Consider the following 15,162-nt stretch of genomic DNA (forward strand, 5'->3'; position numbering starts at 1 on the left):
GGGCGCGGCTGCGCTCAAAGCTGCTTCATCAGCACGAGCGACTTGCGTTGCCAGTTGTAGAGGCGGCGGCGGTCTTCGGGCAGGTCGTCGACCGTTGCCTTCACGAAGCCGCGCTTCAGGAACCAGTGTTCGGTACGGGTGGTGAGCACGAAGATGCGCGTGAGGCCGCGCGCCCGCGCGCGCTGTTCGATGCGGCGCAAGAGTCGTTCGCCGTCGCCGGAGTTTTGCGCTTCGGGGGAGACCGTCAGGCACGCCATCTCGCCGATGCGCTCCTGCGTGTACGGGTACAGCGCCGCGCAGCCGAACAGCACGCCGTCGTGCTCGATGACCGAGAAGTGATCGATGTCGCGTTCGATCTGGTGCCGGCCGCGCCGCACGAGCGTGCCGTCGGTCTCGAGCGGCTCGATCAGCGTGAGGATGCCGCCGACGTCGTCCGGGCTCGCTTCGCGCAGGCTCTCGAGGTTCTCGTACGAGATCATCGTGCCGACGCCGTCGTGCAGGAACAGTTCGAGCAGCAGGCTGCCGTCGAGCGCGTACGGAATGATGTGCGCGCGCGCGACGCCGCCGCGGCATGCGCGGATAGAGTGCTTCAGATAGAAACCCGCGTCGCCTTGCACCTGGCCGCTTTCCTGCAGCCGGTACGCGTCGTCGAGCGACAGTTCGCGGATCAGTTCGCCGCCTTCGACCAGCCCGTCGGTTTCGGTCAGAAACACGAGCTTGTCGGCGCGCAGCGCAATCGCCGCGGCGGAGGCGACATCTTCCATCGCGAGGTTGAACGCTTCGCCGGTCGGCGAGAAGCCGAGCGGCGACAGCAGCACGAGCTTACGGCTTGCGAGCGAATGGCGGATCGACTCGGCATCGATCTTGCGCACGACGCCTGTATGCTGGAAATCGACGCCATCGAGAATGCCGACCGGCCGCGCGGTCACAAAATTGCCCGACACGACGCTAATGTGCGCGTGCGCCATCGGCGTGTTCGGCAAGCCCTGGCTGATCGCCGCTTCGATATCGAGGCGCACTTCGCCGGCGGCTTCCTTCGCGGATTCGAGGGCGCGCGCATCGGTAATGCGCATACCCTGCGAGAATTCGGATTGCACGCCGTGCAGGCTCATCTGTTCTTCGACCTGCGGGCGCGAGCCGTGGACGAGCACGATCTGAATGCCCATCGCCTGCAAGAGCGCGATATCGGACACCAGCGCGTTGAGCAGCCCCTGATGCACCACTTCGCCGCCGAATCCGACAACGAACGTCTTGTTGTGGAACGCGTGGATGTACGGGGCGACCGAGCGCATCCAGTCGACGAATTGCGCGTGCTGCGCGGGACTTGCGATCGCGCCGCCGGTGGCGACCGGTGCGCTCGCGGATGCGGGGATGAGGTCGGTTTGGGAATTCATGCCCAGGATTATAATGCGCCCCCATGTCGAATGTACCCAAAAGTCCTGCCGCCGATGACGTGAAAACCACGCCTGAGCGAGGGCCCGGGAAGTTGCCTGACGCAGCTGGCAAGAGCGCTGGCAGGAGCGCCGGCAAAACCGGTAGTGAAACAGCGCGTGGCGACGATGCCGGGCGGGACCGTGCGCGCGGCGACGATGCGCGCCCGCCGCGGCAGCGGCCCGTACCCGAACAGCAGCAGCGGCGCGCTCCAGAGCAGCAGCGGCACGTACCGGAACCACAGCAGCGGCGCGCTCCGCAACAGCAGCGCGTGTCCCAGCAGCCGCGTTCGCCCGACCCTTCCCGCGAGTCACAGCCGTCGCGCGCTTTGCGTCCAGCGCGCGCGCCGCGCGTCGTCGAACCGAATCCGATCCCGCCGGTTACGTTCCCCGAAGCGTTGCCGGTGTCGGGCCGGCGCGACGAGATTGCGCGCGCGATTGCCGGCCATCAGGTGGTGATCGTGAGCGGCGAGACCGGCTCGGGCAAGACGACGCAGTTGCCGAAAATCTGTCTCACGCTCGGGCGCGGTCTCGGCGCCGGCGGCAGCGGTCTGATCGGCCACACGCAGCCGCGCCGGATCGCGGCGTCGGCGACGGGCCGGCGCATCGCCGAGGAACTCGGCACGCCGTTCGGCGAAGTGGTCGGCTACAAGGTGCGCTTTACCGACAATCTCGCGCCGGGCGCGTCGGTCAAACTGATGACCGACGGCATCCTGCTCGCCGAGACGCAGACCGACCCGCTGCTCAAGGCGTACGACACGCTGATCATCGACGAAGCGCACGAGCGCAGTCTCAACATCGATTTTCTGCTCGGCTATCTGAAGGAAATCCTGCCGAAGCGCCCGGACCTGAAGCTGATCGTCACGTCCGCGACGATCGATGCGGAACGCTTCGCCCGCCACTTCGGCAGCGACGAGAAGCCTGCGCCGGTCATCGAGGTCAGCGGGCGCCTGTATCCGGTCGAGCTGCGCTACCGGCCGGTGGTCGAGGAAAGCGCGGCGGTCAAGTCCGCGCAGGGCACGCCGTTGCGCGGCGATCGTCCCGAGCGCCAGAAATCGCAGCGCGAGACCGACCGCGATCTGATCGACGCGATCGTCGATGCCGCCGACGAATTGTGTCGCGAAGGTCCGGGCGATGTGCTCGTCTTTCTGCCCGGCGAGCGCGAAATTCGCGACGCGGCCGAGGCGCTCAGAAAGCACCATCCGCCGCATACGGAAATCTTGCCGCTGTTCGCGCGGCTTTCGGCGGCCGAACAGGAGCGCGTGTTCCGGCCGTCCAATGCGCGCCGCATCGTGCTCGCGACCAACGTCGCCGAAACCTCGCTGACGGTGCCCGGCATCCGCTATGTGATCGATACGGGTCTCGCGCGCGTGAAGCGCTATTCGTATCGCAACAAGGTCGAGCAGCTGCAGGTCGAGCCGATTTCACAAGCGGCCGCGAACCAGCGCGCGGGCCGCTGCGGGCGCGTCGCCGACGGCATCTGTATACGTCTTTACGACGAAGACGACTACGCCGCGCGTCCGCGTTTCACGGACCCCGAGATTCTTCGCTCGTCGCTCGCGGCCGTGATTTTGCGGATGAAGTCGCTGCATCTCACGGCGATCGAGACGTTCCCGTTTATCGAGCCGCCGCCCGGACGCGCGATCGCGGACGGCTATCAGTTACTGAACGAACTCGGCGCCGTCGACGACGACAACGCGCTGACGCCGCTCGGCCGCGAGCTCGCGCGGCTGCCGCTCGACCCGCGCGTCGGCCGCATGATTCTCGCCGCGCGCGACCAGCAGGCGCTGCGCGAAGTGCTGATCATCGCAAGCGCGCTGTCGGTGCAGGACCCGCGCGACCGGCCGATCGAGGCGCAGGAGCAGGCCGACCAGGCGCATCGCCGCTTTGCCGACGAGCGCTCGGAGTTTCTGCAGTGGCCGAAGATCTGGGCGTGGTTCGACGAAGCGATCGCGCACAAGAAATCGAACCGGCAGCTCGCCGACGCGTGCCGCGCGAACTTCCTGTCGCATGTGCGGCTGCGCGAATGGCGCGATGTGCATTCGCAATTGCTGACCGTCGTGCGCGAGCACGGCTGGCGGCTGAACGAATCGGACGCGACCTTCGAGCAGATCCATCTTGCCTTGCTCACGGGGCTGCTCGGCAATATCGGCCTGAAGGCCGACGACGAGCCGTATTACCTCGGCGCGCGCGGCATCAAGTTCTATCTATGGCCCGGTTCCGCGCTCGCGAAGAAAGCGGGGCGCTGGGTGATGGCCGCGGAACTGGTCGAGACGAGCCGGCTCTACGCGCGCGGCATCGCGAAGATCGAGCCCGAGTGGGTCGAAAAAGTCGGCGCGCATCTGCTGAAGAAGTCGCTGTCCGAGCCGCATTGGGAGAAGCGTGCGGCGCAGGTCAGCGCGTTCGAGCGGGCGATGCTGTATGGGCTGACGATCTACCATCGGCGCCGCGTGAGCTTCGGCCAGCAGGATCCGGCGCGCGCGCGGGAACTGTTTATCCGCGGCGCCCTTGTCGAAGGCGAGTTCGACACGAAGCTCGCGTTCTTCGCGCATAACCGCAAGCTGCTCGCCGAGATCGAACAGCTCGAGCACAAGTCGCGCCGTCAGGATGTGCTCGTCGACGACGAACTGATCTTCGGGTTCTACGACGAGGTGATTCCGCAGGGCATCCATACCGGCGCCGCGTTCGAGCGCTGGTATCGCGACGAGGTGAAGAAGAGCGGGCAGGCCGAAGACAAGCTGCGCCTTCTGTATCTGTCGCGCGACGATCTGATGCGCCATGAAGCGGCCGGCGTGACGACCGATCTGTTTCCGAAGCGGCTGACGATGGCCGGCATCGAAATGGCGCTTACGTATCACTTCGAGCCCGGCTCGCCGCGCGACGGCGTGACGCTCGCGGTGCCGCTTTATGCGCTGAATCAGCTCGATGCGCGGCGCGCCGAATGGCTTGTGCGCGGCATGGTGAAAGAGAAGGCGCAACTGCTGCTGAAGTCGCTGCCGCAGAAGCTGCGCCGTCACGTCGTGCCGTTGCCGCAGTATGCGGCGGGCTTTGCCGAGCGCACGAGCGATGGCGCGCGCTTCGGCGCGGGCGGTCTGATCGATGCGCTGATTGCCGACGTGCGCGGCGAGACGCAGGTCGCGCTAAAGCAGTCGGACTTCAAGCTCGAGACGTTGCCCGCGCATCTGTTCATGAACTTCAAGGTGATCGACGAACATGGGCGGCAGCTTGCGATGGGACGCAATCTCGCGCAACTGCGCGCCGAGCTCGGCGGTGAAGCGCAACAGCAGTTTCAGAAACTGGCGGCGAGCGCAACGCTTGTCGATCAGGCCGGCGATGCGCTGGGTCGAGGTGGCGAGGCGCGTGGGGCGGGCCGTTCGGGAGCCGGCGTGGCGGGCGTTGCAGCGGGCGCTTCCAGCGCATCGGCTGCGGTGCGCGGCGCTGGCAGTGCTGCCGGTGGCGCTGCTCCGCATACGACGCCGCCGGGCGCCGATGCTGCGCCTGCCACCGCGCTCTACGAAAACCTGACGACGTGGAACTTCGGCAAGCTGCCCGAGCTGCTCGAGATACGCCGTCGCGGGCAGACGCTGTTCGGCTATCCGGCGCTCGTCGATCGCGGCACGCACTGCGACGTCGAAGTGTTCGATTCGCCCGACGAGGCGGCGCGGATTCACCGCGCGGGCTTGCGGCGCCTGTTCGCGCTGCAATTGCGCGAGCCGATCAAATACCTCGAAAAAAACCTGCCGGGCCTGCGCGAGATGGCGATGCAGTTTATGGCTCGCGCGACGCAGGAAGAACTGCGCGATCAGCTGGTCGACACGGCGCTCGACCGCGCGTGTCTGCAAGACCCGCTACCCGACGACGACGCGAGCTTTCACGCGCGACGCGACGAAGGCCGCAGCCGGCTTACGTTGCTGGCTCAGGAAATCTCGCGACTCGTCGGGCAGGTTCTCGGCGAGTACGCGACGGTGCTGAAAAAGCTCGCGCAGGCCAAGCCGTTTGCGGCCGCGTATGCCGATATGCAGAGCCAGCTCGACGCGCTGATCGGCAAGCGATTCGTGGTCGATACGCCGTACACGCAATTGACGCATTTCCCGCGCTACCTGAAAGGGATCGGCTTGCGCATCGACAAGCTGAAGGCCGAACCGGCGCGCGATGCCCGGCAATTCGCGGAATTCGCGCCGCTTGCGCAGCACTATCAGCGCGCGCTTGCTCAACGCGGTGGCGTGATGGATGCGCGGCTCGCCGAGTTCCGCTGGCTGCTCGAGGAACTGCGCGTTTCGCTGTTCGCGCAGGAATTGCGTACGCCGATGCCGGTTTCGGTGAAGCGGCTGCATAAGGTTTGGGAATCGATGCAGCGGTGAGCGGGCGGCGGGTATCGCGCACGAGACGGGCGAACTTGGCGAACTTGGGCAGCGGACAAGGCTGGAGAAACTGGCAGGTGAAACTGGCCGGCGCGTGCGGCGCGAGGATCGCCGGGGGGCACTGCGAAACTCGCGAAGCGAAACACAGGAGCGGCAAGAACGGCAGGCCCGTTCAAACACAAAAAAGGACGCGACACCGATGGATCCCGACATCGGCATCGCGCCAAAAGAATGCAGGCACATGGGGACATGCCTGCATCCGTCCCACCGATTCCTGGAACCGGGACGCGCTTAAAAATGCGCGCCCGCGCCTAGTGCCGCGCCGACTTCGCCGCGGGAGCTCGCCGTGCCTTGCACGCCGTACGCCCACTGGCCGGTTTCCGACAGATGCGACACACCGAAGGCCAATGCGGACTGTCCGCCGTACGAACCGCCCGCCATCGCGACCATGCCGCGGCCCGGCAGCACCGCGCGTGGTAAGGCGGCGACCGCGAGCGCCGCGGCCGCGCCGCCATACGCGTCACGACGCACCGAGCGCACCTTGTCGTCGGTGTAGCGGTTGGCCGTTGCGAGCGAGCCGCGCATCGTCTGATTCAGCTGGTTCAGATTGACGGCGTCGGTTCCTTCCAGCGCGGGGGCGACGTGCGTGATGTGCCGCTCGTTGCCGTTAGCGCCGATCGAGACGCTGTTTGCGCGGTCCGCGACCGAACCGTAGCCGAGCGCAACCGAGTTGTCGGCGTTCGCATGAGACGCTGCGCCGAGCGCGAGTGCATTCGCTCCGCTTGCCCGGCTGTTCGTGCCGATCGCAACCGATTGCGCGGCTAATGCCTGCGCGTTTGCTCCCGCGGCGACCGAATGCACGCCACTGGCATGAGCCGTTTCGCCTGCGGCGTCGCCCGCGGCGGCAAAGAGCGGATTGCCTCCCGCGTTGCCGCCGCTGACGGACGCATTGCCGATCGCATCGGCGAGCATCGTCGAAAGCTGGCCGAGGTTGACCGCGTCGTGTGCGTCGCGCGCGTTAGCGACGTTATGGATTTGCGTGCCGCCGCCATCAGGATCGCCGGCGAGCGCAACGCTATGGCGGTCGACCGAGCCGTCCGCGTTGGACCCGTAGCTGAGCGTGCTCGCGAGTTGCGCGGCCGCGGCGTCGATCTTGCTGTCGAGCGCCTTGAGCTGCGCGACGTTGACCGCATCGAGATCCGCCGCGCCGGCAGCGACACCGCTGATGGTGCGTGTGCCGATATTGAGCTCGCCGACCGACGTTTGCGGCGCGGACAGGCCGTACGCGAGATAACCCGTGCGGGCGCCGACCGTCGTCCCGGAACCGGCGCCGAGCGCGATGCTGTTTTCGTGCATCGCGCTCGCGTTCTGGCCGAACGCGAGCGACGCCCGTGCATTGGCGCTTGCATAAGCGCCGATCGCGACTGCCTGGTTTTCCGCATGAGATAGCGCACCCACCGCGACGCTGTCGGCGGCCGCGGCGTCCGCGAGATTGCCGAGCGCCGTCGCATGCGTGCTGTTGGCAACGGCATGCTTGCCAACCGCCGTGGCGCCCGGTTGCGCGGCGACCGCGGACGCGCCGAGCGCGGTGGCGTCGTCGCTCGCGGTGGCGAATGCTCCCGCCGCCAGCGCGCGGTCGCCCGGGGCTTGCGCACCGTTGCCGAGCGCGATTGCCTGTTCGCCCAACGCCGCGGCCCGGCTGCCGAGCGCGAGCGCTTCGCGCCCCGTTGCATTCGACAGATGGCCGGCCGCGAGTGCATCGCGACTGGTTGCGCTCGCGCCGCCGCCGAGCGCCACGGCGCCGATGCCATCGGCCTTCGATGACGCGCCGAAGGCCGAAGACGTATCGCCGGTCGCAGCCGAATAAGCGCCGACCGCGGTCGATAACAGCTCGGCGCGCGCCTGCAGGCCGCCGGCGAACGCGCCCGATGCGCTCGCGAGTGTCTGGTTGCCGAGCGCGATCGCGTCGGCGCCGAAGGCGCTGCTGCCGCTGCCGACCGCGATGCCGCCGCTGCCCGCCACCCCCGCGCCGTAACCGATTGCGATGGACTGCACGCCGAGCGCGTGGGCGCCCGCGCCGGCCGCGAGCGCCTTCGTGCCGAACAGCACGGTGACTGCATCGCTCGGGTTCTGCAGCCCGTCGGCGTCAAAGTAGTACTGCGCGGCGGGAATGCTGGCGCGTGCGAGGGGCGCCGCGGTCATGGCAACCAGACCCGCGAGCGCAAATTGAGCAAAGGTGAGAATGCCCGGCGCGCACCGGTATGCGCGTGCGATTTCGGGTGAGCGGATTAAAGACGGGTGCAGGCTTTTCACAAAGCCGTTCAAATCTGATTTACGCATATCGGTTATGCCTCCAGAAACGCCGGAATGTATTTGGCCAGCACGCGGACGGCTTGAGCCGGCATGTGCTTGTGCCTGAGTTGGCGGGTCATTCGGAAAGGCGATTCTCCGGCAATCGGCGCGGCGCGCGATATGAGTAAACTCTTAAAACCGCTTTAGCCAAAAGTAGTAGGACAGTCCTTTTAATTTGAAGAATATGGTCGTGAATTTAGGACGATTATCGATTCATTAAATGCGGTTAAATAAAATCCGGTTTAAAGAATGAGAATTACAGCAGCCACAGGATTCGATTCGGACAATCTGCAGGCGGAGCTCAGTACTTCTCGTTTCTGGCCGCTTCGCACAAGGTGTTGCGGCGGTGCCCCGCAATTGGAAATTCCTGCGCTCCGTCAACCGTTTCAACGCGCAAACGTTCTACAATGGCGGCTGTCTTCAGTAGTGAGTCTTCATGCGCAAATTTTCCTTCCCCGGCTTGATCAGCACGTTTCCGGCAGGCGCGGTGCTCGCCGCGGCGGCTGTTCTTTTCTCCCCGGCAGTCCACGCGAATAACGTGATCGTGCTCAATTCCGGCGAAGCGACGCTGAGCCTGATCGACGAGGCGACGCGCCAGGTCGTCGATACCGTGCCGACCGGCAAGGAACCGCACCACCTGATGGCGACGCCGGACAACACGTCGCTGATCGTCGCGAATTCGGTGTCGAACAACCTGCTGTTCGTCGATCCGAAGTCGGGCAAGGTGCAGCGCTGGGTTGAAGGGATCGAAGATCCTTACCAGATCGGCTTCTCGCCGGACCGCAAGTGGCTCGTCACAACGGGCCTGCGCCTCGACCGGCTCGATATCTATCACTACGACGGCCATAACCTCGCGCTCGCGCAGCGTCTGCCGCTGGCGGTCATGCCGAGCCATATGGCGTTCTCGGCCGATAGTAAGACCGTGTTCGTCACGCTGCAGGTGTCGGGCGAACTCGCCGCGGTCGATCTGGCCACGCAGACCGTGAAGTGGAAAATGAAAGTCGGCAAGGTGCCGGCGGGCCTCTGGATGACGCCCGGCGACAAGTACCTGCTCGTCGGCATGACCGGCGCCGATTACGTCGCCGTGGTCGACTGGAAAAACCAGAAGGTCGTGAAGACCATCCCCACGGGCAAGGGCGCGCACAACTTCCGCTCGCTTGCGGACGGGCGGCATGTGGCGGTGTCGAACCGCGTCGCGAATACCATCAGCATCATCGACGAGGAATCGCTCACGAACGTCGGCGACATCACCGGGCTGCTGCCGGGTCCCGACGACATGGAACTTTCCTCGGACAAACGCTATCTGTGGGTAACGTTCCGCTTTGCGAAGCACGTCGGCATCATCGATCTGACCCAGCGTAAACTGATTCAGACGATCGCCGTCGGACGTTCTCCGCACGGCATCTATTTCTACGACCGCGCGCCGGTCACCGCACCGAACGGCGCCTGAGGCGGCGTGCGGCGGCGTGCGGCGTAGGGCACGGCAACGGCACAACGGGTTCGACGAACAGCGAGCATCATGTTCCATCTGATCTTCTCCACGCTCGATAACGCAGTATCGACGCTGCAGACCGCGCTGTACGAAAGCGTCGTGCAGCCGCTGCTGTTTCACTTCGGCCTGATGGACTACGACGAAGACACGTACGACAGCCTGTACTGGGTCATCGTCGGCGTGTTCGAGGTGCTCGCGATGTACGCCGTGCTGCGGCCGCTCGAAGCCTTGCGTCCGGTCGAGAAGTGGGAGAACCGCAAGGCGGTCCGCGTCGACGTGCTGTACACGTGGATTGCGAAGCTCGGCATCCTGAACCTGTTTTTCTTCTTCGCGCTGCAGCCGATGTTCGACACGGTGCAAGGGTGGTTGCGTCTGCACAACATCGCGAACGTCGAAATCGACAATCTGTGGCCGGGCGTCACGACCATTCCGATCGTCACCTTCGCGATTTATCTGCTGATGCTCGATTTCGCGGGCTACTGGTATCACCGCTGGGAACATCGCTTCGGTGTCTGGTGGGAACTGCATGCGGTCCATCACAGCCAGCGCCAGATGTCGCTGTGGTCCGACGACCGCAACCATCTGCTCGACGATCTCCTGCAGGCGTGTTTTTTCGCGCTGATCGCCCTGTTTATCGGCGTGCCGCCGTCGCAATTCGTCGTGCTCGTCGCGATCACGAATCTTGCGCAAAGCGTGCAGCACGCGAACATCCGGCTGTATTTCGGCTGGCTTGGCGAGCGCCTGCTCGTTAGCCCGACGTTCCATCGCCGCCATCATGCGATCGGCTACGGCCATGAAGGGCTCAAGTACGGCTGCAACTTCGGCGTGCTGTTTCCGTGGTGGGACATGCTGTTCGGCAGCGCGTCGTGGAACCGCGAAATGGAGCCGACCGGCATTCGCGACCAGCTCGACGGCCACCGCTACGGCGATGGGTTTGTCACGCAGCATTGGCTTGCGTTCGTGCGCATCGCAAGGCGTCTCGCGCCGAAGCGGCGTGCGTCGCCGGGCAATGACGCCGCAGCGCTCTGAGCGCCCCGTTTTCTTCTGAAGCCGGCAGCGGGGCGCTGCCAGGCTTCCCACGCGCGCCGACTCCCGCCTTACGCGTTCGCCTCCGCGGCCGTCGTTGCGTGGCGCGTTCCGGCACCGACAGTTACCGCCGACCCGCCGCGTGGTTTATCCTGTCCACGTTCACACCGCTTTTTCCCCAACATTTCTTTCACCGACACCTGCTCGCATGAATGACCTGTTGCGCTCGTTCGGACGCGCGCTCGCAAGCGTGCTCCACCCGCGCATGCTCTGGCTGACACTGGCGCCGTTCCTCGCGGCGGCCGCGGTGTGGGGCGCGATCCTGTGGTTTTCGTGGCAGACGCTGATCGGCGCGACGCGCGGCTGGCTCGACAACTGGTCCTTTACGACCACGCTCTACCATCTGTTCGACTGGGTCGGTTTTTCATCGCTGCACGCGGCAGTCGCCCCGTTTATCGTGATCGCGATTGCGATTCCACTGATCGTCGTCACGGTACTGCTGCTGATCGCGACCTTGTCGATGCCGGCCGTCATCAAGCATTTGTCCGCGCGGCAGTTCCCGAGCCTCGAGATGCGGCACGGCGGCACCTGGTACGGCAGCCTCGCCCATTCGTTGTGGACCACGTTCGTCTGTCTCGTCGTGCTGCTCGTCACGCTGCCGCTGTGGCTGATTCCGCCGTTTTTCGCGCTGATTCCGCCGCTCCTGTGGGGCTGGCTCACGTATCGCGTGATGACCTACGACGCGCTCGCCTTGCATGCAAGCAGCGACGAGCGGCGTATTCTCGTGCGGCGGCACCGGCTGCCGCTGTTGCTGATCGGCGTCGCGAGCGGGCTGCTCGGTTCGCTGCCGACGCTTCTGTGGGCATCGTCGGTATGGCTGATCGTGCTGTTTCCGGTGATGACCGCGGCGACCATCTGGATTTATGCGTTCATTCTGGTGTTTTCGGCGCTGTGGTTCGGCTATTACTGTCTGCGCGCGCTGCAGCGTCTGCGTGCGGAACAGCAGGGGCCGCACGGCACGGCGCCGGTTCTGTATTGACGCACATGAGTGGCGTCAATGAGCGACATACCTGAGCGACATACCTGAGTGACATACCTGAGCAACACGACTGACGTCACCGGCGCTGCAATTCAATTTGGGCATTTCATTTTCGCGAGGCGGCAATGGCATTTGGCGTGATCATCATCGGCGACGAAATCCTGTCGGGCAGACGGGTCGACAAGCATCTGCCGAAGGTCATCGAACTCCTGAAGGCGCGCGGCCTGTCGCTTGGCTGGGCCGAGTATGTCGGCGACGACCCCGAGCGCATTACCGCGACGCTGCGCCGTACCTTCGCGAGCGGCGACACGGTGTTTTCGACTGGCGGGATCGGCGCGACGCCCGACGACCACACACGCCAGTGTGCGGCCGCGGCGCTCGCGGTGCCGCTCGAATTGCATCCGGAGGCCGCGACTCTGATCCGCGAGCGCATTCGCGAAATGCATCCCGCCGATGCTGCGCAGCCGGTCGACTATCAGTCACCGGAGAATCTGCACAGGCTCAATATGGGCACGTATCCGCGCGGCGCATCGATCATTCCGAACGGCTACAACAAGATTCCGGGCTTCTCGATTCGCGACCATCATTTCGTGCCGGGTTTCCCGGTGATGGCGTGGCCGATGATCGAATGGGTGCTCGATACGAAGTACGCGCATCTGCATCACGCGACGCCGCACGCCGAGAAATCGCTGCTCGTGTTCGAGCTGCCGGAGTCGACGCTGACACCGCTGATGGAGAAGATCGAGCACGACTTCCCCGGCGTGCGCGTGTTCAGCCTGCCGAGCGTCGGCGATGCGGAGCGCGGCGGCGTCTATGCGCGGCGGCATATCGATCTCGGTGTGAAGGGCGAGCCCGAAGCGGTCGCAGCGGCCTTCGTCAAGCTGCGCGAAGGCGTGCATCTGCTGGGCGGCGATATTGTCGAACCGGATGCGGCTGCCGCATCGGCCAAGCCGCAGCGGTGATCGTGCGGTGATGATCTCGCCGCGATGACTTCACCGCGATACTCTTTAAGGCAAGCGTGTGAGGGCGATAACCTCACACGCCTGCGACGCGTTCCGGATGCGCATCAGCTCCGTTCCCGAAGCCGAACCTCAAGCGCCGATCCACGGCAAGCCGCGGAAACACCAGCCCGACACGGTCTTTCTGTGCCCCTGGCTGTCCTTGTCGCCTTCGAATCCTTCGAGCAGATCCATTGCCTTCGTGAAGCCGGCCTGCGTGGCGGCAACGGCCGCGAGCTTCGAGCGTGCGGCGCTGCGGCACAGCAGCAGCACGGGCGTATCGGGCGTGGCGACCTGGCGCAACTGATCGAGAAACTCGGCGTTCGGCACGCCGCCCGGATAGCGCGTCCACTCGACATGCGCATACTGGCCGTCGCCGACGAGCGGCCGGCCGACCCAATCGAGTTCGGCGCGCGTACGCACATCGACGAGACGGGTGCGCGGATCCAGTTCGAGGAGCTCGAAGGCCTCGGCGGGCGATAACGCGCCTGCATACGGCAATTGATTGTCGATGCGGCGCTTTTCGGCCTGCGCGTATAACTGCTCAAGTGTGGTCATGACAGCGAGTCTCCTTTGGGCCAAAGGACCATTTTAGCGCGCCGCGTATCGCTCGCATGTGATGACCCGTTATCGAACCTCCTGCCGGGTCTTGTCCAGCGATTCGCACCGTTGTCCATGGACAGCACGGCTGACGCTCCATAGAGGTGCAAAATTGCACCATTGCACCAAACATAGGCGTCCACACAGTATCGATTTTGAGATTGCACGTAATTGGTGCGTACGCCAAAGCGAACCGTCATCCCGGTTCCCGCAAAACGTGCGACGATTCACGGCAGTAGCACGGGCAAAGGCATGGCGCACGCCATTGGAGCGCGGATGGCACGAAAGCTGCTTTATCCGGGCCGTTCGACCCGAACGCATTTCGGATTAAAGAGCACGAACCCTGTAGACGCGGGGCAGCGGGTCAGCTAGATTGGGCGGCGGCTAAAACCGCCGAATTCGTTAATCAGGAGATAGGTTATGAGTAAATCCGTGGCCGACGTCATGCAACTCGTCAAGGACGAGGACGTCAAGTTTGTCGACTTCCGCTTCACCGATACGCGTGGCAAGGAACAGCACGTCTCGGTGCCGGTGTCGGCATTCGGCGACGACAAGTTCGAGAGCGGCCATGCGTTCGACGGTTCCTCGATTGCCGGCTGGAAGGGCATCGAAGCATCGGACATGCTGCTCGTGCCGGATCCGGACACGGCGTTCATCGACCCGTTCTACGAAGAATCGACGCTCGTGCTGACCTGCGACGTGATCGAGCCGTCGGACGGCAAGGGCTATGAACGCGACCCGCGTTCGCTCGCGAAGCGCGCCGAAGCGTATCTGAAGAGCACGGGTCTGGGCGACACCGCGTTCTTCGGCCCGGAACCCGAGTTCTTTATTTTCGACTCGGTGCAATGGAACACCGATATGTCGGGCTGCTTCGTCAAGATCGGCTCGGAAGAAGCCCCGTGGTCGTCGGCGAAGGAATTCGAAGGCGGCAACACCGGCCACCGTCCGGGCCCGAAGGGCGGTTACTTCCCGGTTGCGCCGGTCGACACGTTCCAGGACATCCGCTCGGAAATGTGTCTGCTGCTCGAGCAGATCGGCATTCCGGTCGAAGTGCATCACCACGAAGTGGCGGGCCAGGGCCAGAACGAAATCGGCACAAAGTTCTCGACGCTCGTGCAGCGCGCCGACTGGACGCAGCAACTGAAGTACATCGTCCACAACGTCGCGCACACGTACGGCAAGACGGCGACCTTCATGCCGAAGCCGGTGGTCGGCGATAACGGCTCGGGCATGCACGTGCACCAGTCGATCTGGAAGGACGGCCAGAACCTGTTCGCGGGCAACGGCTACGCGGGCCTGTCGGAATTCGCGCTGTTCTACATCGGCGGCATCATCAAGCACGCTCGCGCGCTGAACGCAATCTCGAACCCGACGACGAACTCGTACAAGCGTCTCGTGCCGCACTTCGAAGCACCGGTGAAGCTCGCTTACTCGGCGCGCAACCGCTCGGCATCGATCCGCATTCCGCACGTGAGCAATCCGAAGGGCCGCCGTATCGAAACGCGCTTCCCGGATCCGATGGCGAACCCGTACCTGCTGTTCTCGGCGCTGATGATGGCGGGTCTCGACGGCGTGCAGAACAAGATTCACCCGGGCGAAGCCGCTGACAAGAACCTGTACGACCTGCCGCCGGAAGAGGATGCAAAGATCCCGACCGTGTGTGCCGGCCTCGATCAGGCGCTCGAGTCGCTCGACAAGGACCGCGAGTTCCTGACGCGCGGTGGCGTGTTCACGGATTCGATGCTCGACGCTTACCTCGAACTGAAGGAAGCGGAACTGCAGCGCGTGCGTATGACTACGCACCCGGTCGAATTCGAACTGTACTACTCGCTGTAAGCGGCGATGCGCTTCGCCACGCGGCGAA

9 protein-coding genes are annotated in these 15,162 nt (G+C 64.7%); 6 read left to right on the top strand and 3 right to left on the bottom strand.

The features are described from left to right. Positions 1-14: 14 nt before the first annotated feature. Positions 15-1,394, bottom strand: a complete 1,380-nt coding sequence (gene argA / locus ACYPXD_RS13535; RefSeq protein ID WP_459711946.1) for an amino-acid N-acetyltransferase — start codon at positions 1,392-1,394, stop codon at positions 15-17. A gap of 23 nt (positions 1,395-1,417) precedes the next feature. On the opposite strand from argA, the gene hrpA reads away from it, so the two are divergent. Beyond that, positions 1,418-5,791, top strand: a complete 4,374-nt coding sequence (gene hrpA / locus ACYPXD_RS13540) for an ATP-dependent RNA helicase HrpA (protein ID WP_459711948.1) — start codon at positions 1,418-1,420, stop codon at positions 5,789-5,791. Between the two features lie 291 nt (positions 5,792-6,082). On the opposite strand, the gene ACYPXD_RS13545 is transcribed toward hrpA, so the two are convergent. Then, complete coding sequence (locus tag ACYPXD_RS13545) at positions 6,083-8,131, bottom strand: YadA family autotransporter adhesin (protein WP_459711950.1); 2,049 nt, start codon at positions 8,129-8,131, stop codon at positions 6,083-6,085. A 448-nt stretch (positions 8,132-8,579) separates the two neighbouring features. On the opposite strand from ACYPXD_RS13545, the gene ACYPXD_RS13550 reads away from it, so the two are divergent. From ACYPXD_RS13550 to ACYPXD_RS13565, 4 genes are all read left to right on the top strand, one after another. Beyond that, complete coding sequence (locus ACYPXD_RS13550; protein WP_459711952.1) at positions 8,580-9,593, top strand: YVTN family beta-propeller repeat protein; 1,014 nt, start codon at positions 8,580-8,582, stop codon at positions 9,591-9,593. Between the two features lie 69 nt (positions 9,594-9,662). Continuing rightward, positions 9,663-10,664, top strand: coding sequence for a sterol desaturase family protein (locus ACYPXD_RS13555; protein WP_459711954.1), 1,002 nt, complete (start codon positions 9,663-9,665; stop codon positions 10,662-10,664). 205 nt (positions 10,665-10,869) lie between these two features. Next, entirely contained in the window at positions 10,870-11,700 is an 831-nt protein-coding gene (locus ACYPXD_RS13560; RefSeq protein WP_459711957.1) for an EI24 domain-containing protein, read from the top strand. Between the two features lie 125 nt (positions 11,701-11,825). Then, complete coding sequence (locus ACYPXD_RS13565; RefSeq protein WP_459711960.1) at positions 11,826-12,662, top strand: competence/damage-inducible protein A; 837 nt, start codon at positions 11,826-11,828, stop codon at positions 12,660-12,662. Between the two features lie 129 nt (positions 12,663-12,791). On the opposite strand, the gene ACYPXD_RS13570 is transcribed toward ACYPXD_RS13565, so the two are convergent. Continuing rightward, positions 12,792-13,256, bottom strand: coding sequence for a rhodanese-like domain-containing protein (locus ACYPXD_RS13570; protein ID WP_459711963.1), 465 nt, complete (start codon positions 13,254-13,256; stop codon positions 12,792-12,794). A 462-nt stretch (positions 13,257-13,718) separates the two neighbouring features. Here ACYPXD_RS13570 and glnA point away from each other — a divergent pair, with 462 nt between their 5' ends. Further along, positions 13,719-15,134: a type I glutamate--ammonia ligase gene (gene glnA / locus ACYPXD_RS13575; RefSeq protein WP_459711965.1), complete on the top strand. Its 1,416-nt coding sequence runs from the start codon at positions 13,719-13,721 to the stop codon at positions 15,132-15,134. Positions 15,135-15,162: the final 28 nt, after the last annotated feature.

Source organism: Paraburkholderia sp. 2C (genome assembly GCF_054589215.1).